The sequence below is a fragment of the Stenotrophomonas sp. LC732 genome (genome assembly GCF_052446685.1).
GTDB lineage: Bacteria > Pseudomonadota > Gammaproteobacteria > Xanthomonadales > Xanthomonadaceae > Stenotrophomonas > Stenotrophomonas muris.
The window spans coordinates 1,443,437-1,469,058 of record NZ_CP199214.1 but is presented as its reverse complement, the minus strand read 5'-3'; the positions used below and the strand labels follow the sequence as shown (position 1 = coordinate 1,469,058).

27 protein-coding genes are annotated in these 25,622 nt (G+C 65.0%); 25 read left to right on the top strand and 2 right to left on the bottom strand.

What is annotated here, in order from left to right:
• Positions 1 to 52 precede the first annotated feature (52 nt).
• The 25 genes from ACT6SE_RS07100 to ACT6SE_RS06980 all read left to right on the top strand — a co-directional run bounded on the left by ACT6SE_RS07100 (position 53) and on the right by ACT6SE_RS06980 (position 22,211).
• Positions 53 to 2,965: a heavy metal translocating P-type ATPase gene (locus tag ACT6SE_RS07100; protein ID WP_003098961.1), complete on the top strand. Its 2,913-nt coding sequence runs from the start codon at positions 53 to 55 to the stop codon at positions 2,963 to 2,965.
• Between the two features lie 3 nt (positions 2,966 to 2,968).
• A complete protein-coding gene (gene lspA, locus ACT6SE_RS07095; RefSeq protein ID WP_003098955.1) occupies positions 2,969 to 3,469 on the top strand; it encodes a signal peptidase II in 501 nt (166 codons plus the stop codon).
• Between the two features lie 336 nt (positions 3,470 to 3,805).
• On the top strand, positions 3,806 to 4,117 hold the full coding sequence (locus ACT6SE_RS07090) for a hypothetical protein (protein ID WP_003108988.1): 312 nt from the start codon (positions 3,806 to 3,808) through the stop codon (positions 4,115 to 4,117).
• Positions 4,118 to 4,253: 136 nt separating this feature from the next.
• Positions 4,254 to 4,667 (top strand): hypothetical protein, encoded by a 414-nt coding sequence (locus tag ACT6SE_RS07085; protein ID WP_003098951.1) that lies wholly within the window; start codon positions 4,254 to 4,256, stop codon positions 4,665 to 4,667.
• Between the two features lie 21 nt (positions 4,668 to 4,688).
• Positions 4,689 to 5,081 carry a hypothetical protein gene (locus tag ACT6SE_RS07080; RefSeq protein ID WP_444811118.1) on the top strand — a complete coding sequence of 131 codons (393 nt, stop codon included), beginning with the start codon at positions 4,689 to 4,691 and terminating at the stop codon, positions 5,079 to 5,081.
• 213 nt (positions 5,082 to 5,294) lie between these two features.
• Positions 5,295 to 6,032, top strand: a complete 738-nt coding sequence (locus tag ACT6SE_RS07075; protein ID WP_003098947.1) for a DUF5983 family protein — start codon at positions 5,295 to 5,297, stop codon at positions 6,030 to 6,032.
• A gap of 96 nt (positions 6,033 to 6,128) precedes the next feature.
• Positions 6,129 to 6,407 carry a hypothetical protein gene (locus tag ACT6SE_RS07070; protein WP_003108989.1) on the top strand — a complete coding sequence of 93 codons (279 nt, stop codon included), beginning with the start codon at positions 6,129 to 6,131 and terminating at the stop codon, positions 6,405 to 6,407.
• A 287-nt stretch (positions 6,408 to 6,694) separates the two neighbouring features.
• On the top strand, positions 6,695 to 7,507 hold the full coding sequence (locus tag ACT6SE_RS07065) for a hypothetical protein (RefSeq protein WP_006226009.1): 813 nt from the start codon (positions 6,695 to 6,697) through the stop codon (positions 7,505 to 7,507).
• Between the two features lie 141 nt (positions 7,508 to 7,648).
• Positions 7,649 to 8,002, top strand: coding sequence for a DUF3085 domain-containing protein (locus tag ACT6SE_RS07060; RefSeq protein WP_006226010.1), 354 nt, complete (start codon positions 7,649 to 7,651; stop codon positions 8,000 to 8,002).
• Positions 8,003 to 8,368: 366 nt separating this feature from the next.
• Positions 8,369 to 9,298: a DUF3577 domain-containing protein gene (locus tag ACT6SE_RS07055; RefSeq protein WP_006226011.1), complete on the top strand. Its 930-nt coding sequence runs from the start codon at positions 8,369 to 8,371 to the stop codon at positions 9,296 to 9,298.
• Between the two features lie 58 nt (positions 9,299 to 9,356).
• Positions 9,357 to 10,046, top strand: coding sequence for a DUF3275 family protein (locus ACT6SE_RS07050; protein ID WP_006226012.1), 690 nt, complete (start codon positions 9,357 to 9,359; stop codon positions 10,044 to 10,046).
• A 94-nt stretch (positions 10,047 to 10,140) separates the two neighbouring features.
• Entirely contained in the window at positions 10,141 to 10,467 is a 327-nt protein-coding gene (locus ACT6SE_RS07045) for a hypothetical protein (protein ID WP_006226013.1), read from the top strand.
• 102 nt (positions 10,468 to 10,569) lie between these two features.
• On the top strand, positions 10,570 to 10,911 hold the full coding sequence (locus ACT6SE_RS07040; protein ID WP_006226014.1) for a hypothetical protein: 342 nt from the start codon (positions 10,570 to 10,572) through the stop codon (positions 10,909 to 10,911).
• Positions 10,912 to 11,015: 104 nt separating this feature from the next.
• On the top strand, positions 11,016 to 11,666 hold the full coding sequence (locus ACT6SE_RS07035) for a hypothetical protein (RefSeq protein ID WP_008266552.1): 651 nt from the start codon (positions 11,016 to 11,018) through the stop codon (positions 11,664 to 11,666).
• A 40-nt stretch (positions 11,667 to 11,706) separates the two neighbouring features.
• Complete coding sequence (locus ACT6SE_RS07030) at positions 11,707 to 12,840, top strand: DUF6094 domain-containing protein (RefSeq protein WP_254916320.1); 1,134 nt, start codon at positions 11,707 to 11,709, stop codon at positions 12,838 to 12,840.
• Between the two features lie 50 nt (positions 12,841 to 12,890).
• On the top strand, positions 12,891 to 13,211 hold the full coding sequence (locus tag ACT6SE_RS07025; protein WP_003098896.1) for a hypothetical protein: 321 nt from the start codon (positions 12,891 to 12,893) through the stop codon (positions 13,209 to 13,211).
• 89 nt (positions 13,212 to 13,300) lie between these two features.
• On the top strand, positions 13,301 to 13,606 hold the full coding sequence (locus ACT6SE_RS07020) for a hypothetical protein (protein ID WP_008265659.1): 306 nt from the start codon (positions 13,301 to 13,303) through the stop codon (positions 13,604 to 13,606).
• Positions 13,607 to 13,742: 136 nt separating this feature from the next.
• Positions 13,743 to 16,022 (top strand): helicase-related protein, encoded by a 2,280-nt coding sequence (locus ACT6SE_RS07015; protein ID WP_008268369.1) that lies wholly within the window; start codon positions 13,743 to 13,745, stop codon positions 16,020 to 16,022.
• A 138-nt stretch (positions 16,023 to 16,160) separates the two neighbouring features.
• Complete coding sequence (gene pilL2, locus ACT6SE_RS07010; protein WP_003098890.1) at positions 16,161 to 16,760, top strand: PFGI-1 class ICE element type IV pilus protein PilL2; 600 nt, start codon at positions 16,161 to 16,163, stop codon at positions 16,758 to 16,760.
• Positions 16,757 to 17,401 carry a hypothetical protein gene (locus ACT6SE_RS07005; RefSeq protein ID WP_003098888.1) on the top strand — a complete coding sequence of 215 codons (645 nt, stop codon included), beginning with the start codon at positions 16,757 to 16,759 and terminating at the stop codon, positions 17,399 to 17,401. The genes pilL2 and ACT6SE_RS07005 overlap by 4 nt, the downstream gene beginning before the upstream one ends.
• A gap of 12 nt (positions 17,402 to 17,413) precedes the next feature.
• A complete protein-coding gene (locus ACT6SE_RS07000; protein WP_003098886.1) occupies positions 17,414 to 18,151 on the top strand; it encodes a TIGR03759 family integrating conjugative element protein in 738 nt (245 codons plus the stop codon).
• A 2-nt stretch (positions 18,152 to 18,153) separates the two neighbouring features.
• Entirely contained in the window at positions 18,154 to 18,723 is a 570-nt protein-coding gene (locus tag ACT6SE_RS06995) for a transglycosylase SLT domain-containing protein (RefSeq protein ID WP_003050289.1), read from the top strand.
• The gene (locus tag ACT6SE_RS06990; protein WP_003109779.1) at positions 18,720 to 19,268 is read left to right on the top strand and encodes an integrating conjugative element protein; all 549 of its coding nucleotides are present in this window, start codon (positions 18,720 to 18,722) and stop codon (positions 19,266 to 19,268) included. The genes ACT6SE_RS06995 and ACT6SE_RS06990 overlap by 4 nt, the downstream gene beginning before the upstream one ends.
• A 4-nt stretch (positions 19,269 to 19,272) precedes the next feature.
• On the top strand, positions 19,273 to 21,465 hold the full coding sequence (gene traD, locus ACT6SE_RS06985) for a type IV conjugative transfer system coupling protein TraD (RefSeq protein ID WP_003116813.1): 2,193 nt from the start codon (positions 19,273 to 19,275) through the stop codon (positions 21,463 to 21,465).
• The gene (locus tag ACT6SE_RS06980; protein ID WP_003109778.1) at positions 21,462 to 22,211 is read left to right on the top strand and encodes a TIGR03747 family integrating conjugative element membrane protein; all 750 of its coding nucleotides are present in this window, start codon (positions 21,462 to 21,464) and stop codon (positions 22,209 to 22,211) included. The genes traD and ACT6SE_RS06980 overlap by 4 nt, the downstream gene beginning before the upstream one ends.
• Before the next feature lie 40 nt (positions 22,212 to 22,251).
• On the opposite strand, the gene ACT6SE_RS06975 is transcribed toward ACT6SE_RS06980, so the two are convergent.
• Complete coding sequence (locus ACT6SE_RS06975; protein WP_003105622.1) at positions 22,252 to 24,819, bottom strand: AAA family ATPase; 2,568 nt, start codon at positions 24,817 to 24,819, stop codon at positions 22,252 to 22,254.
• 66 nt (positions 24,820 to 24,885) lie between these two features.
• Positions 24,886 to 25,611 carry a CBASS effector endonuclease NucC gene (gene nucC, locus ACT6SE_RS06970; protein ID WP_003050273.1) on the bottom strand — a complete coding sequence of 242 codons (726 nt, stop codon included), beginning with the start codon at positions 25,609 to 25,611 and terminating at the stop codon, positions 24,886 to 24,888.
• Positions 25,612 to 25,622: the final 11 nt, after the last annotated feature.

Below are 25,622 nucleotides of genomic sequence, written 5' to 3'. Positions count from 1 at the left end.
AGGTTTTCTAATGATGGCATCCGGGGAAAACCTTGTCAATGAAGAGCGATCTATGAACAAAGAACCTTCCAGCCCATGCGCCTGCTCCGGCGGCAATGGCCAACAGACGGCGTGCGCCAGTGAGCAGGCCAGCACTGAAACCACCGTTTTCCACGTGAGCAACATGGATTGCCGCAATGAGGAAGCACTGGTGCGGCGAACGCTGGAGGGCATGCCCGGTGTCGAGCGGCTCCTGTTCGATCTTCCGCAGCGTTTGTTGACCATTTCGCACCGCGAAGTCTCGGCCGATGCCTTGGAGCAAGCGCTGAATTCGGTGGGCATGAAGGCTCAGGCTGTCCGAGACGCCGCCGTGTCGACCACCTACCGCATCGAGAACATGGACTGCCCGAGCGAGGAGAAACTCATCCGCTCGCACCTCGGGGCAGTCGAGGGAATTCAGGACCTCGACTTCGACCTCGCTGAGCGCACCCTGTCGGTGAAACACCTCGCTCAGGCACGCGCGCAGATGGAGCAGGTCCTGGCCTCGATCGGCATGCGCGCCAAGGAGCAGACCTTCGGCCACACGGGGCCGATCGAAGCCGCGGCTGTGATCCCATCCTCGGCCCTGCAGCAGCAACCAACCGCTGCCGTTTCCGCGCCGCCGATCGGCGAGCGGGTGACGTACCGGATCGAGAACATGGATTGCCCGACGGAAGAAGCGCTGATCCGCGACCGGCTGGGCAAGCTGCCGGGTGTGACCGCGCTCGACTTCAATCTGATGCAGCGTGTGCTGGGAGTCCAGCACACGCTGGCGACCTCAGCGCCGATCGAGAAGGCGCTTGCTTCCATTGGAATGCAGGCTGCGCGGCAGGACATGCAGACAGCCACCACGGTACTTCGCATCGCGAAGATGGACTGTCCGACCGAGGAAAGTCTGATCCGCGGCAAGCTGCAAGGCATGCCGGGCGTGCAGGGAATGGATTTCAACCTGATGCAGCGCACGCTCACGGTTCGGCACACACCCGACGCGATCAAGCCGGCAGTCGAAGCCATCGAATCGCTGGGCATGGAAGCCGAGGTCCAGAGGACTGATGAGCCGCGCGATGCCCCGGTGGCCGCGCACAAGACCAATTGGTGGCCGATGGCGGTTTCGGGCGTTGCGGCGGTGGCCGCCGAAGGCGTGTACTGGGTCAACGACGGCAATCATTGGGCCGTGATCGTGCTGGCACTGGTTTCGATCTTCACCGGCGGCCTCAGCACCTACAAGAAGGGCTGGATCGCGCTGAAGAACCTCAACCTGAACATGAACGCCCTGATGGCCATCGCGGTCACCGGCGGCATGGCGATCGGCCACTGGCCGGAGGCCGCCATGGTCATGTTCCTGTTCGCGTTGGCGGAAGTGATCGAGGCGAAGTCGCTGGACCGCGCCCGCAACGCCATTCGGGGGCTGATGGACTTGGCGCCCGAGACCGCGACCGTGCGGCAGGCCGATGGCTCATGGACAGAGCTGCCGGCCAAGGAGGTCGCAAAGGGCGCGGTGGTCCGCGTGCGTCCTGGCGAGCGCATCGCACTGGACGGCCTGATCACCTCGGGTCGATCGGCCATCAACCAGGCGCCCATCACCGGCGAGAGCCTGCCCGTCGAGAAGGCCGAAGGTGACCAGGTCTTCGCCGGAACCATCAATGAGACCGGCTCTTTCGAATACAAGGTGACCGCAGGCGCCAGCGACTCGACGCTCGCGCGCATCATCCATGCCGTGGAGTCCGCGCAGGGCAGCCGTGCGCCCACGCAGCGCTTCGTCGACCAGTTCGCCCGCGTCTACACGCCGGCGGTGTTCGCGGTGTCCGTGCTGGTTGCCGTCGTGCCGCCGCTCGCCTTCGGCGGCGCATGGTTTGACTGGGTCTACAAGGCCCTGGTACTGCTGGTGATCGCCTGCCCCTGCGCTCTGGTCATCTCCACGCCGGTCACCATCGTCAGCGGCTTGGCCGCTGCCGCCCGACGCGGCATCCTGATCAAGGGTGGCGTCTACCTGGAGGGCGGGCGCAAGCTCAAGGCGTTGGCCCTGGACAAGACCGGCACACTCACACATGGCAAGCCCGAGCAGACCGACTTCGTGCCGCTGATCGGCGAGGCGCAGGAAGTTGCCGCCTGGGCCGCAAGCCTCGCGGCACGCTCGGACCATCCTGTGTCTCAGGCCATCGCCCGCAAGGCGAACCGTGACGGCATCGCGCTGCACGAGGTCGACGACTTCGCGGCGCTGCCTGGCCGCGGCGTGCGCGGCCGCGTCGCCGGGCGCATGTTGCACATGGGCAACCACAGGCTCGCCCAGGAGCTGGGCCTGAGCGAAGCGACGCTCCAGGCTCGGCTGGAGACCCTGGAGCGCCAAGGCAAGACAGCGATCCTGCTGATGGACGATGCGACCGTGCTCGGCATTTTTGCAGTGGCCGACACCGTGAAGGAAACCAGCCGTGAGGCGGTGGCCGACCTGCAGGCGCTGGGTGTGCGCACGCTGATGCTGACGGGGGACAACCAGCACACGGCCGCGGCCATCGCTGCCCAGGTCGGAATCTCTGAAGCCCGTGGTGACCAACTGCCCGAAGACAAGCTCAAGACCATCGAAAGCCTGGTCGGCGGCGAGGGCCAGGTGGGCATGGTGGGCGACGGCATCAACGATTCGCCCGCGCTCGCCCGTGCCGACATCGGCTTCGCCATGGGCGCGGCCGGCACCGACACCGCGATCGAAACAGCCGACGTCGCCCTGATGGACGACGACCTGCGCAAGATCCCCGCCTTCATCCGGCTGTCGCGTAGCACTGCGGCGATCCTCACGCAGAACATCGTTCTGGCCCTTGGCATCAAGGCGGTGTTCCTTGCGTTGACGTTCACAGGGCATGCCACCATGTGGATGGCTGTGTTCGCTGACATGGGGGCAAGTCTTTTGGTTGTCGTCAATGGGCTGCGCCTCCTGAAGTTCAAGGCGGCATGAACAATGGATGAACCATCTCTTCGCAAGACGCAGTGGTACTCACTCGCGATCGTTATATTCGCCGGCGATCAGGCAGCTAAGAGCTACATTGACGCGACAACTCCCTTGGGTTGGTCGCACGAGGTGGCGTCATTCTTCAACCTAGTTCACGCTCTCAATCCCGGCGCGGCGTTCAGCTTCCTTGCTGGCGCGGGCGGCTGGCAGCGGTGGTTTTTTCTGGCGATCGCGTTCGCAATATCGGCATGGCTCGCATGGCTGCTCTCCCGGCCGCTGCGCAAAACGGAAGGCCTTTCGTACAGCCTCATTCTGGGCGGCGCATTGGGCAACGCGTTCGACCGCGCCACGCGCGGGCACGTTATCGACTACATCGACTTTCACCTGCACGGCTGGCACTGGCCCGCCTTCAACATCGCTGACATGGCCATCGTGGGCGGGGCGATCGCGCTGGTGGCCCAGTCGTTCATGAGCGTGGAGAACCCGGCCGCCACAAAGGAGTCCCAGTGACATTGGGACGATCCGGAAATTCGCAATGCACACGGTGCAGGACACCAATCTGAAGAGAACGGCCCCCAGCATGAGCGGCCGCGGCTTGGCCCTCATGCTAGCGCCCACCGCCGCTTTTGCTGCAACGCCCTGTTGCGATGGCGGCGATTGCTGCAACGACGTCGCAATGCCTTGCTGTGAATAAACAGCACGCAAGCCAGTTGACCTGGCAATTATGAAAGTCCATCACGGCGATGCTGGCCTTTTTCGTTCCAATGAGCCGTCACGGAGAGGTGATGATGAAGCTATGCCGGGATCCTGCAAGCTTTAGGACGGTCTTCTTTACCGCATAGCGATATGCTGATGTCACCCGTTCGCCTCGCCTGGCAAGTACAAGTAGTTCGTCGCGGTTTTCTGGCCGTGTCCGCCCGCTTCGCTGGCCCTTTTGCCCCAAACAAGCGCAATCATGCCTGCGTTACCACCAAAGTTCGCCCCCGCCAGTTGCTGTTCCTAAAGGGCATCAAGCTCAACGCCATCGCCGACCGGCCAGCGTATTTCGCATCGCTGCGTGCCCGTCGGGGCCAGCCCATCGTCATCCTCGCAGAGCTGGGACCGGACGAGGCATTCGCCCTGTGGAAGCAGCATGTACTGGGCGACAGGCCTCGCTGACCCAGTTTCGCCTCATCCTCCTGACAGCCCCGCACTTATTGCGGGGCTTTCTTTTTTCCGCGTTCGCCAATCGGGGCTGTTGCAAATGCCGATTTCCGGCTGACGCGGCTCGCCTCGCGCATGAAGCTGCCCGCATGTGTCGCTGATTCGTCAGCACCATGCCAGCAGCCAGAGTTTCCAGGCTGCCGCGGATTCTTTCCGCGCTACCCGCCAGTCCGCCATCGCATCGAGTCTGCGGACGCGCGTCACCCGTGACGCCGATGCTTTTTTCTCAACCGCGTGCGGGAGCTGCCATCCCGTGAGGGACGAGGCCCCGCTTTTTCCAAGGAGCCCGTCCACGTCCCAGCAAGCCTCTTTCGGCCAGTTGGCCTTGATCCATTGCGGCAAGTTCCTGCCGCTCGAAATCCTGCATAGCGCCGCCGGCCACTACATCGGCACGCGCGATACAGAAGGTCCCGTTTCGCGGGAATCCTGCCAGTACTTCCGCAGCTATGCCGCGGCTCAACGTGCCCTCGAAAGAGGCGGCGGGTCCCAGCTCGCCACACCCTGATCCAACTGGAGGAACCACGTCATGAACCAGCTTTTGCCCCAGGAAGTCGTCGATCAGATCATGCGGGAAGAGCAGCATTTCGCCGCCGCGCCCCAAGCCTTCTTCGAGGTCTGGAAGCGCGGCGTCGAGATCGCAGGCCCGCAATGGTTTGGCGACGGCACGCGCGAAGGCCTGAACCAGGCAAAGAGCAAGTGGGATCTGCGTCCCGACATGCTGCGTGCCAACGACGCACTCGGCGTCCTGAGCAGCGGGGAACGCATGTTCCTGTCCGCCATGTTCAGCTTCTACAACGCGCGCGAGGGCGGTGCCATGCTCAAGCGCTGCCACTTCCAAGGACTGTCGGACTTCGATGGTCTCGATCTGCAACGCCGCAAGGTCATCGCCGCTCTGTTGGTGAACTACAGCGGTTGGTGAGCCGGTCTGCGGCATACCACCGTCTTTTTGTTCACTGCCCATGAGGGACATGCGTCCACGCGGCCATGTCCCTCGATTTTTCTTCCGTCAGCCTGCGCCGATTGGCCCAAAGCCCTCGATCAGTGCCGCCTGACGCTTTTTCCACTTTCAACCCACCGGGGTTCAATTCCCGGTGGCGGGAATTGGCTCCATTATTCAATCTGGAGAAATTCCATGACCCAGAATCCCAATCCCTTTGTACGCGGCTACTGGAATCTGAGAGTCGTCCGAACGCTGTGCATCTGCTACGGGGACGGAAGCCCGCATGTCTGGCGATCCATCCACACGAGCCAAGCGCATCTTTCCGACAACGACCTGATCTCATCGCCTTGCATCGTCACCAGCGACTTCGCGTTGATCAAAAGCGGCACTGACGCCATCAGCGACGAGCTGATTGCTGAATGTGATGCTGTTGAAGGCATCAACGGCGAAGGCGTGGTGGGCGCCGTGGTCTATGCCATCCATGGCGACGACCTCGACGGCCGCCCGGTCCATGTCGGTGATACCTATTCGGCCGAAGCCGCGCGAGACGTGGTGCAGCGGTTGAGTTTCGAGACCGGCTATTACAGCCGGTGCTGGGAAGTCAGCAGCGCGCACATCTGCCAGGAAACCGGCCAGTACCTCGCCAACCTGGCAGACCTCGCCACGCCGGAGGCTTTTCTGTTCATCGCCTTTCGGGTTCCGTACAGCCCGGCGATTGGCGTCAAGCTGATCTCCACGCCCTGGACAGACAAGAACCTGGAATATGCCGAGGGCATCAGTGCTGAGCAGCTTCGACAGGAGCACCGCGACAAGGGCATGCCTGACGACCTGGCGAACATCCTTGAACTGGCCGGCCAGGCAGATGTGCGCATCCTCATCCTCGATGCCGACGCACCCGCGCTACTGGGCTTGCCACTGGCCGAGACCTAGCAGACACGCGACGCGCAAGCCTTCCCCTTTATCCCCCATATGCCAGCCCGCCTCCCACCAGGAGCCGGGCTGGTTCAATTCCATAGGAGCAATCTCATGTTCCCCGATCTCATCTTGCCCACGCCCGACTTCGAGAATCAGCTTGGAGCCTGCGTCAACGCCATGAGCCAGGACGACGCCATCGGCCAGATCCTGGTGTTCGAGCGCATGAGCGGTACGCTGCACATGCGCCATATCGACAGCGCCGATCTGGTGGACACCGACATTGACGACTACGAAATGGTCGTATTCGACGGTGGCAACACAAGCGGCGACACGTGGAAGCACGTGTTCTTCCCGCGTCAGCGAGAACACTACTTCGTGTACGAAGCCTGACCCCCAAGCCCCTTTCGAGGGGCTTTTTCTCGCCCGCAGCGCTGGAAAGCGGGTGCGATGGGGTGCCGTTTCCTGCAAGCGGGCCGCTTACTCCCGGGCCATTCTTGCCCCATGTTCGTCGGCGTTGCCGACACATGCCCAGGCAGCCAAGACCTTCAAGGCTGCAAGCACGGGAAGCCGTGCTGGTCGATGTTTTCCACGGACGTACCGCGTCCATCCACACCACCCACAAGGGACCTCTCCCTTGCGGGCGGGGAATCCCTTGTTTCTTCCTCAAGGAGATTCCCATGGACCGTTCCCTCATCAAATCCATGATGCCTTCGCTAGTCGCAGGCCACGTGCCCCGCAACGTGCGGTCGTTCAAGTACCGCGTGTTCGACGATCAGCCGCAATCTTCGACATTGGGCTTCGCCGTCGACCCCCAGCCCTTCGACGGGAAGGTAGTCGCCATCACCGACGATGCCATCGTCGTCAAGCTCAAGCCGAGCGAGTTCGCTGTGCTCGATTCCAAGCTGGTGACCACCGTCCCCGACGAAGGCGCCAAGGTGCATGTCCAACCCTACGCACGGCGCCGTTTCGATGGGCTGCGGGCGGACACGCCGGAAGAGCGCACCGAGATGACGTCCGACGGCATTCCCTACACCGTCAAGACGCACATCCTCGGCTCCGCGCCGGCCAAGCTGCCCATTCCCGAGCCGCAGTGCATGGAGCTGGGTCAGCTCATCCAGCAGTTGGAGGAAATGCCGGCGCCCGATGGCTTCCGGCGCATCACCCACATGCTGGTCGATGCGGGTGCCCGGGATTTCACCTGGGTCGATCCGACGCCGTCCAAGATCATCGAGACGCCTCCGGCGATCAGCTTCACGGTCTCGACCGCGAAGTTCGAGGGCCGGGTGACGGTGCTGTACGACCGAGGCGGCGACACCTACGTGGTGGAGCTGCATCGCGACGGCGAATTGGTCGATCGGCATGACGAGGTGTATTTCGACATGCTCGGCGAAGTGCTGGAGCGACTCATCGACGACGGACGTTGGCGCCTGATCGATGTGAGCGTGATCGACGCCAAGGCTACCCGGCAGCGCCAGGCGGTGCCGGCATGACGCCGGAAACTGAATCCTGCCGGTTCTACGGCTGACCCGTGGGTCCCGCCACGAAGTTTCGCCCATGGGCCATGTGCCCACAGGCCCTCCATCCATGCGGATGGAGGGCCTTTTCTCTATTCCACATAGGAGATTTCAACCATGTCACTGCGATTCAAAGGCTCCGACCTGCGCCCCGTGCTGACCGAGGCCATCGCCAGCCAATGCCGCGTCATCCTGGTCAAGGACCAGGGCGTGTACTTCCTCGCCGAGCAGGGAGAGCGCCGCCCGGATGGGCGTGTGAAGCTGCTGGCCTATGCCGTCGGCTGCAACCCGGATACCGACCCGTTCGACGACTGGTGGGAACTGGCGCGCGCCGAACTGGGCGGCGACGACTTCGGGGAGTACTTCGACCCGAAGGACGGCGTATTCACGCGCATCCTGCACACCGAAGACGACCTGATGCTGTCGGCCACCGCCACACATCTGTCGCTGGAGGTGGTGCCTCCCGCATAGCGCGGCAACCGCCACTCGACTCTCGCAGCCCCCCACACCGGGGGCTTTCTTTTGCGCTGAGCCGGGCTGCGTGGACAAAGGGAAACGCGCGGGTGCCAATTGATTGCTGTCGCGCGCGCGAGGCCCGGCCATGCTGACCCCATGCCTGCTGACGCTGTCAGCGACATGCCAGGCAACCATCGGTCCTCGAGGTTGCGGCGCAGTTTCCACTGCGTGACCGAGCCAGCTCGCACCGCATCCATCCGCGAGCGGCCACCAGTCCCTGGTGGCGGATGCTTTCGCCTTATCAACCCACCGCGGGGTTACGCACCTTTCCCCGCATGCGTGGGCTCGGTGTGTCTCCGCTTTTCCCTATGGAGATTCACCATGAACACCACTTCCAACGAGAAATCGTATTTCGACCTCCACACCTCGGGCATCGGCTACCTCCAGCGTGTCCGTGAGGTGCCCGTCAGGGGCGGCCGCCGTGCGCAGCCCTTCCTGGCCTGCACCATCGCCGCGCTGGTCGGCCCCGCCAGGGACCCGAGCTACCGCTACTTCGACGTCAAGGTCTCGGGTGCCGAGGCCAAGAAGCTCGTTCAGCGCTACATCGGCGTTGACGATTCCAAGCAGCGACCGCTGGTGCGCTTTCGCCTCGGCGACCTCTGGGGCGATGCCTACATCCGCGACAAGGGCGAACAGAAAGGCCAGGCCGCCGCATCCCTCAAGGCGCGACTGCTCAAGGCCGAGCTGATCGAGCGGGCCGAACTGGCTTCGATCGAGCAGCACGAGTTGATCACCCGTGGCATCGGCTACCTCAACCGTCCGAAGGACGTCACCCCCAAGGATGGTGACCCGTTCCTGTCGTGCTCCATCGCCGCGCTGGCCGGACCTGTCGATGAACCGGAATATCGGTACTTCGACACGATCGTCGCCACCCCTGAAGCCGAGCATCTGGTTCGCCGATGCGTGCAGGCCATCGAAGGGGATCGCAAGGTGCTGATCGCCTTTCGTCTGAACGACATGAAGATCGATCCGTACATCCGCACCAAGGGCGAGCACGCTGGGGAACCGGCCGCAAGCCTGGAATCGACGCTGGTCCACATCGGTCTGATCAAGATCGACGGCACCCAGGTCTATCCGACGAGCCAGGCGCATGCCGAGGCAGCGCCAGCGGAGGACGCACCCGCGTCCGAAGCCGCCAACGCCATCGACACTGCCGCCGACGCCGTTTCCTACCAATCTGCCGAGCCCGCCGAGCGCGAGCCCGAATGTGCAGTCGAGGAGCAGGAGCCGGCATTGGCTGCTTCGTTCTGATCCGGCACGGCCCCTCACGGGGCCTTGCCTTTTTCCTATTCGTCCAAGGAGAACCATCATGGCAGCCACATCGGCACCTACGAGATCAGCCCTACCCATCGTCGTCCCGGGCCAGCTCACGTTGCGGACCATCCGGGGCAAGAACGGCCCGTTCACGGTTGGGCGCCTTTCTACCCCCATCGGCGAGTTCGCGGTTAAAGACGCGGAGTTGGAGCAGTACCCCGAAGGAAAGTACGACGGGGATTTCGTCATTCGCTACATCTTCGCGAAGTCCTATCCGGTCGCGGGCGGCGCGCGGTTTGAAGTGCGCGCAAACCTCGACGGCATGACGCTCAACGGCATCGACAAACTGAGTCGTGATGAGGCCCGCAGCTTCGCCACCCAGGAAGTCGATCCACTCGATGAAGAGCTGGGGACGCAGCCTGCGGAAACGCCGGCCAAGCCCGCCAAGGCCTCCAGACCCGCCAAGCCCGCACCCGTGCAGGCCTCGGCGGACCCGCTGGTCGATACCACGCCCTTCGGTGTGGATGCACCGACGCCCGCTGCGGCGGCTGCCCCTGGCAGCACCGAAGAGGGCGACGTTGCTTTGTTCGGCTTGCTCTGGCCGCTGGGCGATTCCGTGAAATTGGATTCGACCATCGACCGCCGCGCCCTGCGCGCGCAGATCGCCCGCCTGGGCGATCTGGGCTACGCGCTGGACTTCAAAACGCAGGAGTGGAGCCGCCAGGCCGAACTGCAACCTGCGTGATCGCAGACACCGCATGCGCGGTGTTCTTCATCCACCCGCCGGGGCTCTTTCCCTATGCGGGGAGGCCCCCGGCTTTCTTCTGGAGGTCTCCATCATGTCCACCATCGATTGCGATACACCCCGTTCTTCGCTGGGTGAACCCGCGTGGCGAGCTGTTTGCAAGACAGCCGCCGAGCACGCCCAGCGTGGTTGTGGCCTGTCCTGGGACCACTGGGTCACGCTTTTCAGTTCGGAGATCGACGCGCAAGCCAGTCGATTGCCGGAAGAGCAACGCGCACAGGCGCTGCAGATCGCACAGGAATGGGGCTACGCCACACCGGCCGAAAGGCAGGAAACCCAGGACTGGAACGCCGAAAACGGCTACTGCTCGCACGGAATCGAACTGGGTTATTGCCCGTCCGGTTGCGATTCGGACTATTGAGGTCCGGCACACGTCATCGCCGCTTGCGCGGCTTTTCTCCACCCCTTGGGGCAGCACCTGCCTCAGGGGCGGTGCTGTTTCCGATTCACCGAGGACATCACCATGAGTCGGCACTACTTCGACACCGTTCACAAGGGCTTTCCCATCACCGTCGTACTGGGCTGGGACCGGCCGGCAAATTACTTCTTCCTATTCATCGAAAAGCCGGCCGAGCTGATCGACGATACCGCGAAGGTCGAGAGCGACGACTTCTTGTACAGCAACCTGCACGAGAGCGACCCGTTCAACCACTACCTGGACTACTACCGAGTGGTCCTGCGCCATTTCCACATCGACGTGCCCGAAAGCATGTTCACCGAAGTCCAACAGGACTGCGAGGGCAACGTTGGCAACCGTGTAGTCAAGCATCAGGCCGACGGCTCGTTCACCGAACAGACGTTCTGAACGCCCAAGCGGATCGAACACCTTATCCGCATTCCTTCATCCCTAACGGGGCATTCGCTGCCCCTGCGGGCGGTGCTGCCCCTCATTTCATCGAGGACACCACCATGCACGCACACACTTCATCCACCACGCTGTTCCACATCGACGAATGCCCGGACGTTATGGCCGACGCTTGCGTCGGCGATGACCAGGGCAACCTGATCTTCCTGTCCATCTGGGCGCGCGACACCGCCGTCCAGCAGTTCCTTGCACGCCTGACCCTCGGGCGCGACGAGCAGGGACTGGACCAGTTCCACGTCATCACCGACCAGGGCGGCAGCGTCCCGGTATTCATCGGCAACGTCGATCGCCTGGAAAAGCGCATCACGCGCGCCTACCGGCGAACGCTGTTCGGTTCGCTGTCCAACGTGTGGCTGTTCGACCGGCGCTGCGTCAAGCCCGACAAGGCCAACGCCAGCGCATTGGCACTGCTGCCACGTGACAGCGCCCACCGGCTTGACCGCCTGTGGATGCTGGTGCGGGACACCTGCCCGTTGCCGCTGCTCGACCACTGGCGCGAGACCGTGCTGGAACTGCTGCAAAGCCGCGAGATGCTGGCCCGCCTTCCGTCCGCCCTCGGGCCGCTGGAAGGCCATCGGCTCGCTATCGACGTGCCGGCGCTGAGCTTGGCGCTGGGCTCCCTGATCCGCAGTGACGCGCTCACCGCCTATCCCTATCCGGCCAAGATTTGGACGCCGGAAGCGGTGGCGGCTTGACCCACCCTCGGAGGCACGCCTTGGCGTGCTTCCGTCATTCATCCCCGCCAACCAGGAGACTTCCATGGCTCTCATGTTCCCGCGGCTCGCCCGCAATTTCGCCAAAAATGGGTACTACCCGACCGACGAACCCACGCTCGAAAGAGCCCTCAACGCACTGATGCCCAGCGACGGGCCGATGTGCATCCTCGATCCCTGCGCCGGTGAAGGCGTGGCAATCGCCGAAGCCTCTCATGCCCTCGGGCGCGAACAGGCCAAGGCGTTCGCCGTCGAATTCGACGCCGAGCGGGCGCGCCATGCCCGCGGCCTGGTCGATCACTGCCTGCACGCGGACCTGATGGACACGATGATCTCCAAGCAGTCCTTCGGACTACTGTGGCTGAATCCACCGTATGGCGACCTGTCCAAGGACGTCAACGGCAACATCGGCTATCAGGGCCAGGGCCGTGCCCGCCTCGAAAAGCTGTTCTATCAGCGTTCGCTGTCGCTGTTGCAATACAGCGGCGTGCTGGTCTTCATCGTCCCCGGCTACGTGCTCGACGCGGAGCTGGTCGGCTGGTTGACGCGCCACTACACCGATCTGCGTATCTACCGAGCGGTGGAAACGCAGTTCAAGCAGGTGGTGATCTTCGGCCGCCGGGTCCGTCAGCGGGAGCTGGCACCCGATGGCGTCAAGGCCGTGCGCAATCTGCTGCTGCAGGTTGGGCTTGGCGAAGTCGAAGCCGAGGAACTGCCGAGCGAATGGCCGTTCCTGCCGTACATCGTCCCCGCCAGTCCGGCCGAGCCGGAGCATTTCTTCCGCGTGACGATGGAGCCCGAACAGTTCGCCGACGAGGTTGGCCGGCTGCAAGGCCTTTGGCCGTCGCTGGACACGCACTTGGGGACCGCGCAGCAGTCGCTGCGTCCACCGGCGCGGGCCTTGTCCCACTGGCATCTCGCCCTGGCTCTGGCCGCGGGCGCGATCTCGGGCGTCGTGCGCTCCCAGACGGGGCGCGTGCTCGTCGTCAAAGGTGACACCCACAAGGACAAGACGCTCCAGCGGGAATTCACCGAACGCGAAGACGGCTCCATCGCCGAGACACGCATCCTCACCGACAAGTTTGTGCCCGTTATCCGCGCGTGGGACATGACGCCTGGCTCCCCGACAAGGGGCGAGGTGCTGACCATTCGCTGATCCACCGGACGCGCTGCCGTCCTGCTGTACCACATCGAAGGAGAAACACCATGTTCCCCAATCCGTTCAAGCGGCCTGCGCCGCGCAAGCAACCCTTGTTCGCACCGAGTACGTTGAAGTTGAGCGAGAAGGTGCATTGGCTGGCTCGGCGAGGCCTGATCGACCCCTTGGCCTATGTCCAGCGCCATGTGCGCGGGGACTGGGGCGAGATCGATGAGGCCACCCGCCAAGCCAACGACGTCGCAATCCAACAGGACAACCTGATGATCTCCCAGTACCGGATCACGCCGGAACTGGTGTTGCTCGTGAAGACCAGCGAAGACCACCAGACCACGGTGGTCCAGCTTCCCGAAGAGCGCGACCTGATCTGAAGGCGCCGCCTCGTCATCCCATCCACTTGACGGAGCCACTTCACTCCGCCAGGGGTGTCGTGGCTCAATAGCCTTTCAAGGAGGAGCCCATGGCATCGCATCGCATCGAAACCTACTGCCAGAGGCTGGCGTTCCCCATCGGGGCGCTTATCTTCAGCAGAGCCGTTGACCACCTGGTCCGCGCGGGTCGCCTGGACCCGATTCCGTACTTCAGGCGCCACACCCGTGGCGACTGGGGTGACGTCAACGTCTGCCAATGGCACGCCAACGGCGTTGCACTTCAATCGGGCGCGTCGCTGGAATCGCACTATGTGATCCACCCGGGACTCGCCATTCGCATCATCACCGATGCGGGGCGCAGCGTCACTGCCATCGTGCTGCCGTCCGAAGACTGAGCACGGTTCACCCGCAGGCCACTCAGGCCAGCATCTTCAACCACCTTCGGCCGCGCGCCGATTTCCTTCCCACCACGGGGCATGCCATTGCCCCGCTGGGGGTGGTGCATGCCCCATTTTTCATTGGAGCATCACAATGTCCTTCGATCTCGAAACCACTGCCGCTGACGCCGCGCCCGTACAGGGCGAACTGCTCGACGCGGAATCATCCCCTCTGACCCTGAGCCTTCAGGATTTCGTCGGCGAGTTCGGCGACGAACTGCTCGACGCCCTCAACAGCGCCAACCCGCCTGTCTATACCGGCCAACCGCAGGCGCACCGGCAGCTCATCGTCGCCAGCCTCAAACGCAAGCTGTTCCCGGCCCAGGCCGAAGTCGTCCATGCCGCAGCCGAGCTGCTGGTCGATCAAGGCGAACGCGCTGCGATCGTCAATGGCGAAATGGGCTGCGGCAAGACGACCGTCGGCATCGCCACGGCCGCCGTGCTCAACGCCGAAGGCTACCGCCGCACTCTGGTCCTGTCGCCACCGCACTTGGTTTACAAGTGGCGGCGGGAGATCCAGGAGACGGTGGCCGGCGCCAAGGTATGGGTGCTCAATGGGCCGGATACGCTCGTCAAGCTCCTCAAGCTGCGTGAGCAGTTGGGCGTGCAGCCCACGGGCCAGGAGTTTTTCATCCTGGGGCGCGTCAGGATGCGGATGGGGTTCCACTGGAAGCCGGTCTTCACCCAGCGGCGCACCCGCCACGGCGACGTGGCAGCCTGCCCGGACTGCGGCACACTCATCACCGACCTCGACGGCGAGCCGGTCAACCCGGTCGCGCTCGAAGCCGAGGAGTCCCGCAGGAAGTGCAGCCACTGCGCCGCGCCCCTGTGGACGCTGATCCGCCCGCGTAGCCTGTCCGGCAGCGACCAGTCCTCGGTCGTCCTCAAAGCCTTGAAGCGCATACCGACCATCGGGGAAGTCACCGCACAGAAGCTGATGCAGAAGTTCGGTGACGGCTTCCTGGCCTCGATGCTGGGCGACAACATCCATGAGTTCATCAACCTCATGGATGGCAACGGCGAGCTGGTGTTTTCCGACCGTCAGGCCACGCGCATGGAACGTGCGATGGCCAACATGGAGTTTGGCTTTGGCGAAGGCGGCTACCAACCGTCCGAGTTCATCAAACGCTACCTACCGCAAGGCACGTTCGACCTGCTCATCGCCGACGAGGCGCACGAGTACAAGAACGGTGGCAGTGCCCAGGGCCAGGCCATGGGCGTGCTGGCGGCGAAGGCTCGCAAGACCTTGCTGCTGACCGGCACGCTGATGGGCGGCTACGGCGATGATCTGTTCTACCTGCTGTTCCGGGCACTGCCCGGACGGATGATCGAAGACGGCTACCGCCCGACCACGAGCGGCAGCATGACCTCGGCTGCGATGGCATTCATGCGCGATCACGGCGTCCTCAAGGACATCTACTCCGAGAGCGCCGGCACGGCGCACAAGACAGCCAAGGGCACCAAGGTATCGGTGCGCACGGTCAAGGCTCCCGGCTTCGGCCCGAAAGGCGTCTTGCGCTGCATCCTGCCGTTTACGATTTTCCTCAAGCTCAAGGACATCGGTGGCAACGTCCTGCCGCCGTATGACGAGGAGTTTCGTGAAGTCCAGATGGACGTGGCGCAAGCTGCGGCCTACCGCGATCTGGCGGGTCGGCTGACCGCAGAACTGAAACAGGCTCTGGCGCGACGCGATACGACCTTGCTGGGGGTGGTGCTCAACGTGCTGCTGGCCTGGCCGGATTGCTGCTTCCGGTCGGAGACCGTGGTGCATCCGCGCACGCGCAACACCTTGGCGTTTGTCCCGGCTCAGTTCAATGAGTTCGAGATCAGCCCCAAGGAGCGTGAGCTGATCGAGATCTGCAAAGCGGAGAAGGAACAGGGCCGCAAGGTTCTGGCCTACACGGTCTATACCGGCACGCGCGACACCACGTCGCGTCTGAAGGGGCTGCTGGAGCAGGAAGGCTTCAAGGTGGCAGTGCTGCGCGCAAGCGTGGATGCCAGCCGCCGAGAAGACTGGATCGCCGAGCAACTGGACCGTGGCATCGACGTGCTCGTCACCAATCCCGAGCTGGTCAAGACGGGGCTGGACTTGCTGGAGTTTCCGACGATCGTGTTCATGCAGAGTGGCTACAACGTGTATTCGCTCCAGCAGGCGGCACGCCGCTCCTGGCGCATCGGGCAGAAGCAGCCCGTGCGTGTGATCTACCTCGGCTACGCCGGTTCCTCGCAGATGACCTGCCTGGAGCTGATGGCCAAGAAGATCATGGTCTCGCAGTCCACCTCGGGCGACGTGCCCGAATCCGGGCTCGATGTCCTGAACCAGGACGGTGATTCCGTCGAGGTCGCACTGGCCCGGCAGCTTGTCGCCGCATGACACGTTCCACTTACGGCCCTTCGGGGCCGTTTTTTTTGCCGCTCCCGGTAAATCGGACGCTGCCTGGTTCGCATTGTTTGCTGCCGCTCGCGGCCTGAGCGGCGATGGTGAGGGCTGGATGTTTCAGGACGCCGAGCTATGTGCCCCTCTCCACCGTGGTTTCACTATCCCGAACGCCGCCTTCTGGCGGGATTTCTCGGCCTGCTGTGGTCGGTGCTGGCCGGTGGCTGCGCGACGACGACTGCGCCGGTCGCGCCCGACACCATCGCGGAAGTCTTGGCCGCGCCTGAACCCGAGGCTTCCGAGTACATCCCGGTCGTGCGCTACGCCCGCTACACACTGGTCGAACTGGCACCCATGGCGGCGCAGCGCGACCTGTTGTTGCAGACCATCGACGTGTCCATGCCCGAGGATGCCCGCGCCACGGTCGGGGATGGGCTTCGGCACGTGCTCAAACGCAGCGGCTATGGCCTGTGCCAGACCGCGCATGCCGTGATCGAGCTGTACGCGCTGCCGTTGCCGGCGGTACACCTGCACCTCGGCCCCATGACCTTGCGCGATGCGCTGCTCACGCTGGCTGGCCCGGCCTGGGAACTGCACGCGGATGACCGCGCACGGCAAATCTGCTTCGAGCGGCCCGGCGATCGCGCGGTCGCCGAGTCCCCATCCGAGCCACCCGCCACCGAGGCGGTGCAGACGTTCCCGCTGGCACCCATGGTTTCGGGAGGCCAGCCATGAACGCCCCGCAACCTGCCCAGCGATCGACCGCCGCCGTGGTGGTGCAGAGCCTGATGTGGCTCTGGTTGATCTTCCTCAGCGTCTTGGCGGCCCTGGGCTACCAGGCCCTCAGCGACCAGGCCGACCAGGAGCGGCTGGATTCCCGCCTGCAACGCCTGGAAGCGCAGGCAACTGGCTTGGCCGAGACGATCGAGGCCATCCAGCAGCGCCCGGCCGTCGCGACGGACGCTGACCTCAAAGACACCCGCCAGATTCTGGAAGCACGCGCGGCCCAGGTCGAGAAATCTCTCAGTGGCTACGCAGCGGCCGACGACCTCCAGGCGCTGCGCGCGGAGGTCGAGCAGATCAAGGCGCGCCAAGCCGCCGCGCGTGCCACCGCACCCGCCCAGCGGCGCGCATCGCGCACGTCCGCCGCCTCCAAGACCGAGCTGCCGCCGCTGCCATTCCGCGTCGTCGGCGCCGAACTGCGCGCCGGCCAGCGCAGCGTGTCCGTCGCGCCGAGCATCGGGGACTTCACGCCCGCCCAACTTCAGGTGCTGCTGCCCGGGGATGCGGTCGGCCCGTGGCGCCTGCAGGCGATCGAGGGCAACACCGCAGTGTTCCAGGCCGGCAACCAGACCCGCCGCGTGGCGATTCCCTGACCGGAGCACCCCATGAAGCCGTCGATCCTCCTTTTCGCGGTCCTGGTGGCGTCGTCGCAATGGCCCGCCTGGGCGCAGCAGCCCGCAACGACCTCGGCGCGCAACGCACAGAGCCAGGAGCGCCCGCTGGCCGCCCGCGTGCTGGACGACCGGGTGGCAACCGAATGGGGCTTGCAGCCACAAGAATGGGCACGCTACCGCGAGCTGATGGATGGGCCGCTGGGTATCTACTCGCCCAACCTGGACCCGCTGTCCGCCCTGGGCATCGAAGCTCGCACGGACGAAGAACGGCGCCGCTATGCGGAACTGCAGGTGCAGGTGGAAGCGCGCCGCGTCGAGAAGCTGCTCGCCTACCAGCGCGCCTACGACGAGGCCTGGCAGCGCCTGAATCCGGGGATGCAGCGCGTGAACCTGCCCGACGACAAGCCGGGCGCCGGCCCATCCAGCAGTCCCTTGCGCGGCAGCGGCCGCATGGCGGTGTTCGTCAAGGACGGCTGCGCAGCCTGCGGACAGCTCGTGCAGCGCCTGCAATCCTCGGGCGCGGAGTTCGACCTGTACATGGTGGGCAGCCGCCAGGATGACGCGCGCATCCGCGACTGGGCCAAGCGCGCGCAGATCGACCCGGCGCGCGTGCGCGCCGGCAGCATCACGCTCAACCACGACGGCGGCCGCTGGCTGTCACTGGGCCTGCCCGGCGATCTGCCCGCCGCCGTGCGCGAAGTGAACGGCCAATGGCAGCGCCAGCCGTAGCCATGCCCCTGCGCGCACTGGTGCTCACTGCCGGCCTGTATGCCGTTGCCGCCCTGGCCCAGGAGGTTCCGCCACCGGCTTACCAGCTTGCCGCCCAGCGCGCAGGCATCCCCTCGACCGTGCTCTACGCCGTGGCCTTGCAGGAGAGCGGCATCCGGCGCAACGGGCGCCTGGTGCCGTGGCCGTGGTCCCTCAACGTCGCCGGCCAGTCGCGCCGCTTCGCCACGCGCGCCGACGCCTGCGCTGGCCTGCAGCAGGCGATGCGCGCCACGCCGCACACGCGCATTGATGCGGGCCTGGGCCAGATCAACCTCGGCTACCACAAGCACCGCTTTACCGGCGCGTGCGACCTGCTGGATCCGTATCGCAACCTGGCCGTTGCCGCCGAGATCCTGAAGGAGCAGCACACCCCCGGCGAGGACTGGCTGCTGGCGATCGGCCGCTACCACCGCCCCGCAGGCGGCGAGCCCGCCGCCCGCTATCGGCGCAGCGTGTCGCGCCACCTTGCCCGCGTGCAGGGCACGCGACCAGCCGCCGCGGTCCTCGCGGCGCGCCAGGAGACCTCCCCATGACGAAACCCCATCCCGCCCATCTCGCGTTCACGGGCCTACTCATGCTGCTGTCAGGCCTGCCGCTGGCCTCGCGTGCCGGCGAGCCACTGATCGTTGTCGAGGACCGTGGCGGCACGTCGGCATTGCCGTACTACGAAGCCCTGAATCTCCAGCCGCGCGCCAACGCACCGGCGCGGCCGTCCATCCCGACGCCCCAGGTTCCTGCCACACGGGCGGACGAAGCCGCGATGCTGCCGGTGCGCAGCGCCAAGCTCACGCCCGGCACCGTCGCGCGACGGGTGATCGAAGCGCCCGGCCTGCGGCCGTTCGTGGTCATCGGCGACGACGAGGCTTCCCGGGCCTGGTTGCAGCGCCGCGCCGCCGCTTTGCGCGAACGTGGCGCGGTCGGCCTGGTCGTCAACGTCGAGACCGCGCAGGGCCTGGCGCGGCTGCGCGCCCTGGTGCCGGGCGTGCCGCTCGCGCCCGTGGCCGGCGACGACCTGGCCGATCGCCTGGGCCTGCGGCACTACCCGGCGCTGATCACGGCCACCGGCATCGAGCAATGAAGCCATGTCGGGCAAACAGCCGGTCGAGGTTCTGCTACGCCCAGCGGTGGAGCTATACACCGTCGCGGCGTGTGCAGGCGCCGCGTTTCTGTGCCTGGTGGCCCCATGGTCGCTCGCGCTGAGCCCGGCCATGGGCATCGGCAGCGCCTTGGCGTTCGGCGCCTACGGCGCGATCCGCTACCGCGATGCCCGCATCATCCTGCGCTACCGGCGCAACATCCGCCGTCTGCCGCGTTACGTGATGACCAGCAAGGACGTGCCGGTCAGCCAGCAGCGCCTATTCGTGGGGCGCGGCTTTCTCTGGGAGCAGAAGCACACGCATCGGCTGATGCAGACGTACCGGCCCGAGTTCCGCCGCTACGTCGAGCCGACGCCGGCCTACCGGCTGACCAGGCGCCTGGAGGAACGGCTGGAGTTCGCGCCATTGCCGCTCTCGCGCCTGCCGAAGCTCACCGGCTGGGACGCGCCTTTCAACCCCGTGCGCCCGTTGCCGCCTGTCGGCGGCCTGCCAAGGCTGCACGGCATCGAGCCCGACGAAGTGGACGTCAGCCTGCCGCTGGGCGAGCGCGTCGGGCACTCGCTGGTGCTGGGCACCACGCGGGTGGGCAAGACGCGCCTGGCCGAGTTGTTCGTCACGCAGGACATCCGCCGCAGGAATGCTGCCGGCGAGCATGAGGTCGTCATCGTCATCGACCCCAAGGGGGATGCCGATCTCTTGAAACGGATGTACGTCGAAGCCCAGCGCGCTGGCCGCGAAGGCGAGTTCTACATCTTCCACTTGGGCTGGCCGGAAATCAGCGCCCGCTACAACGCCGTGGGCCGCTTCGGTCGGATCTCGGAAGTGGCGACACGCATCGCGGGGCAGCTCTCCGGCGAAGGCAACAGCGCGGCGTTCCGCGAGTTCGCATGGCGCTTCGTGAACATCATCGCCCGCGCCCTGGTGGAACTGGGGCAGCGCCCGGACTACATGCTGATCCAGCGCCACGTCATCAACATCGACGCGCTGTTCATTGAGTACGCCCAGCACTACTTTGCCAAGACGGAGCCCAAGGCCTGGGAGGTGATCGTCCAGATCGAGGCCAAGCTCAACGAGAAGAACATCCCAAGGAACATGATCGGGCGCGAGAAGCGTGTGGTGGCGCTGGAGCAATACCTCTCCCAGGCGCGCAACTACGACCCTGTGCTCGATGGCCTGCGCTCGGCGGTGCGCTACGACAAGACCTACTTCGACAAGATCGTTGCATCGCTGCTGCCGCTGCTGGAAAAGCTCACGAGCGGCAAGATCGCCCAGCTCCTGGCGCCGAACTACTCCGACCTGGCCGACCCGCGCCCGATCTTCGACTGGATGCAGGTCATCCGAAAGCGGGCCATCGTCTATGTGGGTCTGGATGCGTTGTCTGACGCCGAGGTCGCCGCAGCGGTCGGCAATTCGATGTTCTCTGACCTGGTTTCGGTGGCCGGACACATCTACAAGCACGGAATCGACGATGGCCTGCCCGGCGCAGTGGCTGGCGCTCGCGTGCCGATCAACGTGCACGCGGACGAATTCAATGAACTGATGGGCGATGAATTCATCCCGCTCATCAACAAGGGCGGCGGTGCCGGCCTGCAAGTCACGGCGTACACGCAGACGCTCTCGGACATCGAGGCCCGCATCGGAAATCGCGCGAAGGCCGGCCAAGTGATCGGGAATTTCAACAATTTATTCATGTTGCGCGTGCGCGAGACGGCCACCGCGGAACTGCTGACGAGGCAGTTGCCGAAGGTCGAGGTCTATACAACCACCATCGTCTCGGGCGCGACGGACAGCTCAGACATCCGCGGCGCGACGGATTTCACGTCGAACACCCAGGACCGCATCAGCATGGCCAGCGTGCCGATGATCGAGCCGTCACACGTCGTCGGCCTGCCCAAGGGCCAGTGCTTCGCGCTGCTGCAGGGCGGCCAGCTCTGGAAGGTGCGTATGCCGCTGCCGGCGCCGGACCCGGATGAAGTGATGCCGGCGGACCTGCAGCAACTGGCCGGGTACATGCGCCAGAGCTACAGCGAGGCCACGCAGTGGTGGGAGTTCACCAGCTCGTCGGCCTTGCAGGATGCGGCCTTGCCCGACGACCTGCTGGACGATGCCGCTGCGGCCGAGCCCGGCGCGGTGGCCACCGGCGCCGACGATGGCGCGGGCAACGAGGCCGTGCCATGAAGGATGCCGCCTCGACCGCGCAGCGGGAGCAGAACCATCGCCAAGGCTTGATCGTCGGCACCATCACCTTACCGTTCCGGCTGCTCGGGGTGCTCATTGGCTCGCTGCTGTTCTCGATCGTGGTGGAGTGCGCCGGCATGCACCTGTTCTGGAAGGACCAGGGCTGGCGCCACTCCCAGCAGATGCTGCGGTACGAACTCGGGCACCTGTCCAACCACTTCACGCGCAGCGTGGTGGTACAGGAGCCCGGGCGCACGGCGCACGAGTTGGTGGATACCGGGTACGAGTGGGTGTTCGTGCGCTCGGGGTTGCTGGAGCGCATGAGCCAGACCGCCGAGCGCGTCCGCGCGCCCAGCCACGGGCAGAGCCGCAACTTCCGCTACTACATCAGCCAAGTCTATGTCTGGGCCGAAAGCTACCTGATCGCTGCGGCCTTCACGACGCTCACCTTCCTGGTGCGCCTGCTGGTCCTGGTGCTCACGCTGCCGCTGATCCTCACGGCGGCATTCGTCGGCCTGATTGACGGCCTGGTGCGACGGGATGTGCGCCGGTTCGGCGCGGGCCGCGAATCCGGCTTCATCTACCACCGCGCGAAGGCCAGCCTGATGCCGTTGGCCGTGCTGCCTTGGGTCACCTATCTCGCTCTGCCCATATCGGTGCATCCTCTGGTCATCCTGCTGCCCAGCGCGGCGTTGCTGGGGATGGCAGTCAGCCTGACCGCAGGCAGCTTCAAGAAGTACTTATGAGGTGACACGGGCGGCACGGCTCTGCAAAGCCGTGTGCCGTTCATCGGTTCTGCAGGGTATCAAGAGCAGCATCCAACGCCGTAACCGCCTCGACGACCGTTCTTACCGTCGCCCGATCAAACTCATGATCGCGCTGAGCGTCGTGCACACCGCTATTGAGGTAACCCCATTCAATACTCGTACCGCTGACATTGAGCAGCCGGACCAACGCCCCTACGGCATCCGGCGCACCCGCATGTTGCGCCGCGATACGCTCGACGGCCGACCGCAACTTGGTGCATTTATTGTTCAGCTCCCAAGGCGCGCGGGGCCCGCTCAGCTTGATGTCGATCCGGCCGTCCGCCCGCCGACCCAGCCACGTCCACAGGCGGTCCGTCAGACTCTCCAGCGCCGGCCGGGCCTGACGCAGTGCCTCGCGTTTCTCGTCAGCCGCCAACGCCTGCTGGGCCAGAAGAACATAGTTCTTCGCTGGCGGGTCGCTGTCGACCCGCAGTTCGTGCTCTCCCTGATGCGGGAGAAACTTGTAGCGCTTAATGGCCGCGGCGCGGCGCACGCCCAACTCCTGCTGGATGCGGTGCAGGAACTCCTCTGCGTGCGAGGTGAGGATAACCTGCTTGCCGTGGAGCAAACCGTCCTCGAAGAAGGTACGCCAGATGCCATCGCGATGGTCGTCGTCGATCGCGTTGACGACGTCATCGAATATGACCACGGGGCAGCCCTGCGCGAGGTTCTTGGCAAGCAGAATCGCCAGGCCCAGGCATTTGATGTGCCCTTCGCTGAAGACGATCAACGCGTCGTAGCGCGCGCCCGGCTCGCCGGCGAACTCCACCTCGATCTTGCCGTTCTCGGCCACGGGCAACCACAGCGCGTGCAGCAGATCGCCGGGCGGATCGGCCCGGTTGAATGCGTTGTAGAGATGGCGGGCTTGGTCTCCCAGCCCCTGTAGCAGAACCCCCGGCAGAGCGGTCAGGTATGCCTGAATCTCGGGCAGGAAGCCGTCGTAGGCGGCCTTGACCCGCTGATGGTGCACCACCACCGGCATTTCGTCCGTGGCCGCCTGGATCAGGCCGCGGTTCGCGTCGTCGAATTGGGCCACGGTTTGGCGGGCGGCCGCCAGCTCCTGATCCGCAGTCGTGCGCATGGTCCGCAGCCGTTCGATCTCCAGCTGATGCTGTTGCAGGCGGTCCCGCTCCTGGGCCATCGCGCCGCGCTGGGCATTCACGTCGCGCGCCTGCGCGTCGAAGCCTTCGATGATCTGTGCGATCCGTAAGAGGGCTTGCCAGGCGCGCTGGTCCCCATTCACCCCGCCGCCGAGCCAATTGCCCGCCGACGTGGGAGGCAGCAGTGGCAGGCCCGCGGCCTGCGATTCGGCAGGACAAGCGACCCCAGCCGCCGCCACCACGCGGCGCATTTCGTCACACAGCGCTCGGACCGCCTCGCTCAACTGTGTCCGATGCCCGGCCTCCTGCTGCTGCAGGACGGCCAGTTGCGCGAGCTGCTCCAGGCCCATTCGCGCCCTGGCGAACGGGTCCTGCGCCACGGCGGCCAGTTCGGTTCCACATGCCGGACACGCGGTCGCCCCGTCCGCCAACGCTTGCACGGCCTCGTAGAGCTTCGCGTACGACACCTCGCCGGCGCGGGCCGCGAGTTGCGCGGAAGACGCTTGCCACAGTCCCTGGACGCGGTAGGCCTCTGCCAGCAACGCTTGCAGGCGGGCCTGGGTCACCTCGTGAATGGCAGGCGGGTTGGCGTCCAGCTGAGCCTGGACATACGGTAGCCGTCCTTGCTGCTGCGGCGTACCCAGCAGCCAGTCCACGCAGGTTTGATAGGTCGCGCCAGGTGACATGCGCTGCGCCAAAGCTTGTTCCAGGCCCTCGACCGCTGCGATCTTCTGCGGGTAGGCGGCGATGGTCTGTTCGGAGTTCGCCAACTGCAGGCGACGCTGCGCCAGCTGCGCCGCCTGCACGCCGGCAAGCATCAGGTCCTGATCGAGCGAGGGGTTGAAGCCGCGCACGAACTCGCTGAACTGGTCCACGCCGAACAGGGTGGCGATGAGCTGGCGCTGATCGCTCGGGGTCCGCGCGGCGATTCGGGCGAAATCGTCGAGGCGGTTCTTCTCGATGAAGCAGAAGCGATACTCAGCTTCGTCGGGCTGGACGGCCTGCGCCTCGCCCGCCGCCGTAGACGACAGGACTGGCGCGATGTGGCGGCGCAGGCGAGCGTTGTTGCAGTACGTCCGCTGGTCGACCCGCTTGGCCTGCGCTTCGCTGATCGAACCGAGCATCGCCACTTCCAAGGCTTCGCAGAAGCTGCTCTTGCCGGTGCCGTTGGCACCGTAGACCAAGGTGATGTCATGGCTGAGGTCGAACGTCTCCTGCCGCATGAATCCTCGAAACGGCCCGACTTCGAGCTGGTGCAGTCGCCCGAGCGCCGGCCCGTTTTCGGGGCCGCGCGCGTCCCCGTCGTAGGCGACAGGCATCTGCGCCAGATGCGCGATGGCCAGCGGCGCCAAGCGCGTGGAGCGCCCCCGGCGTGCAGCACCGACCTCGGCCAGTGGCTGCAGGTGATCGAGCACCAGGTGCGCCAGCCGGCGCACGTCGTCGTGCACGTGCCGCTGCGTCAAGTGCGCCAGGAACCGGTGGTACTCCGAACGTATGCTTGCCACAGCGACCCCTCACTTGGTCAACCACTGACCGTAAGCCTCCACATCGATCATGGGGACCGTTCCACTGAACTGAAGCTGCGCGATCAGCTTGAAAAGAAACGCGGTCGCCGGCTTGTTTTCGTTGGTGTAGCTGTACGCGCCGCTGGCTTGGTCATAGAAAAAGTGCCCGTGGGCGGCAACGCATCCGATGTCCAGACGCCCCTCGGTGAGGTTTGCGTTCAGCGCCTTGTCCATGGATGGGCCCAATGCAGGACTCCATTCGCTCTCGAAGGTGAGCAAGCCACCCAGAATCGGAATCAACGGCTTCGCTGGGTAGGTCCCGCCAGCGTGCGGGATCGGCAGGCTCGTGCGGTGCAGCCTGCGCACACTGGCGACCTTCTCCTGGGCATAGGCCACAAGCCCCGCGTCAGCCGTCTGCTTGGCCTCGAACACGGCGTACACGCTTTCGGCTGGAATGATCGTCTCGTTCTCGTAGGTGAAGATAAAAGGCGAATATTGCCGATCAAACACCACCACATCGATCTGCTGGCTGAAGTTCCCCAGGCTGTCCACCACATGCGCCTTCGCCGCCTGGTACCGTTTGGGCAGATAGGTATCCAGCATGTCGATCCAGACGTTCTCGCTCGCATCCCCCTTCGTACCCGGGTGACCGAAGGTCTTGCGTACTACGGACAAGCGCTGCTGGATGTCTTCATGCAGGGACGACAGGAGCTGGGAAAGCGACCACTGGGACATGCTGTACCTCG

What these genes read in the sequence shown, in the direction of transcription:
- ACT6SE_RS07020 (WP_008265659.1), top strand. Translation starts at nt 13,301, where the DNA reads ATGGCATCGCATCGCATCGAAACCTACTGCCAGAGGCTGGCGTTCCCC.
- ACT6SE_RS07025 (WP_003098896.1), top strand. Translation starts at nt 12,891, where the DNA reads ATGTTCCCCAATCCGTTCAAGCGGCCTGCGCCGCGCAAGCAACCCTTG.
- ACT6SE_RS06995 (WP_003050289.1), top strand. Translation starts at nt 18,154, where the DNA reads ATGCCCCTGCGCGCACTGGTGCTCACTGCCGGCCTGTATGCCGTTGCC.
- traD (WP_003116813.1), top strand. Translation starts at nt 19,273, where the DNA reads ATGTCGGGCAAACAGCCGGTCGAGGTTCTGCTACGCCCAGCGGTGGAG.
- pilL2 (WP_003098890.1), top strand. Translation starts at nt 16,161, where the DNA reads ATGTGCCCCTCTCCACCGTGGTTTCACTATCCCGAACGCCGCCTTCTG.
- ACT6SE_RS07035 (WP_008266552.1), top strand. Translation starts at nt 11,016, where the DNA reads ATGCACGCACACACTTCATCCACCACGCTGTTCCACATCGACGAATGC.
- lspA (WP_003098955.1), top strand. Translation starts at nt 2,969, where the DNA reads ATGGATGAACCATCTCTTCGCAAGACGCAGTGGTACTCACTCGCGATC.
- ACT6SE_RS07055 (WP_006226011.1), top strand. Translation starts at nt 8,369, where the DNA reads ATGAACACCACTTCCAACGAGAAATCGTATTTCGACCTCCACACCTCG.
- ACT6SE_RS06990 (WP_003109779.1), top strand. Translation starts at nt 18,720, where the DNA reads ATGACGAAACCCCATCCCGCCCATCTCGCGTTCACGGGCCTACTCATG.
- nucC (WP_003050273.1), bottom strand. Translation starts at nt 25,611, where the DNA reads ATGTCCCAGTGGTCGCTTTCCCAGCTCCTGTCGTCCCTGCATGAAGAC.
- ACT6SE_RS06980 (WP_003109778.1), top strand. Translation starts at nt 21,462, where the DNA reads ATGAAGGATGCCGCCTCGACCGCGCAGCGGGAGCAGAACCATCGCCAA.
- ACT6SE_RS07090 (WP_003108988.1), top strand. Translation starts at nt 3,806, where the DNA reads ATGCTGATGTCACCCGTTCGCCTCGCCTGGCAAGTACAAGTAGTTCGT.
- ACT6SE_RS07005 (WP_003098888.1), top strand. Translation starts at nt 16,757, where the DNA reads ATGAACGCCCCGCAACCTGCCCAGCGATCGACCGCCGCCGTGGTGGTG.
- ACT6SE_RS07060 (WP_006226010.1), top strand. Translation starts at nt 7,649, where the DNA reads ATGTCACTGCGATTCAAAGGCTCCGACCTGCGCCCCGTGCTGACCGAG.
- ACT6SE_RS07080 (WP_444811118.1), top strand. Translation starts at nt 4,689, where the DNA reads ATGAACCAGCTTTTGCCCCAGGAAGTCGTCGATCAGATCATGCGGGAA.
- ACT6SE_RS07075 (WP_003098947.1), top strand. Translation starts at nt 5,295, where the DNA reads ATGACCCAGAATCCCAATCCCTTTGTACGCGGCTACTGGAATCTGAGA.
- ACT6SE_RS07050 (WP_006226012.1), top strand. Translation starts at nt 9,357, where the DNA reads ATGGCAGCCACATCGGCACCTACGAGATCAGCCCTACCCATCGTCGTC.
- ACT6SE_RS07070 (WP_003108989.1), top strand. Translation starts at nt 6,129, where the DNA reads ATGTTCCCCGATCTCATCTTGCCCACGCCCGACTTCGAGAATCAGCTT.
- ACT6SE_RS07045 (WP_006226013.1), top strand. Translation starts at nt 10,141, where the DNA reads ATGTCCACCATCGATTGCGATACACCCCGTTCTTCGCTGGGTGAACCC.
- ACT6SE_RS07040 (WP_006226014.1), top strand. Translation starts at nt 10,570, where the DNA reads ATGAGTCGGCACTACTTCGACACCGTTCACAAGGGCTTTCCCATCACC.
- ACT6SE_RS07000 (WP_003098886.1), top strand. Translation starts at nt 17,414, where the DNA reads ATGAAGCCGTCGATCCTCCTTTTCGCGGTCCTGGTGGCGTCGTCGCAA.
- ACT6SE_RS07015 (WP_008268369.1), top strand. Translation starts at nt 13,743, where the DNA reads ATGTCCTTCGATCTCGAAACCACTGCCGCTGACGCCGCGCCCGTACAG.
- ACT6SE_RS07065 (WP_006226009.1), top strand. Translation starts at nt 6,695, where the DNA reads ATGGACCGTTCCCTCATCAAATCCATGATGCCTTCGCTAGTCGCAGGC.
- ACT6SE_RS07100 (WP_003098961.1), top strand. Translation starts at nt 53, where the DNA reads ATGAACAAAGAACCTTCCAGCCCATGCGCCTGCTCCGGCGGCAATGGC.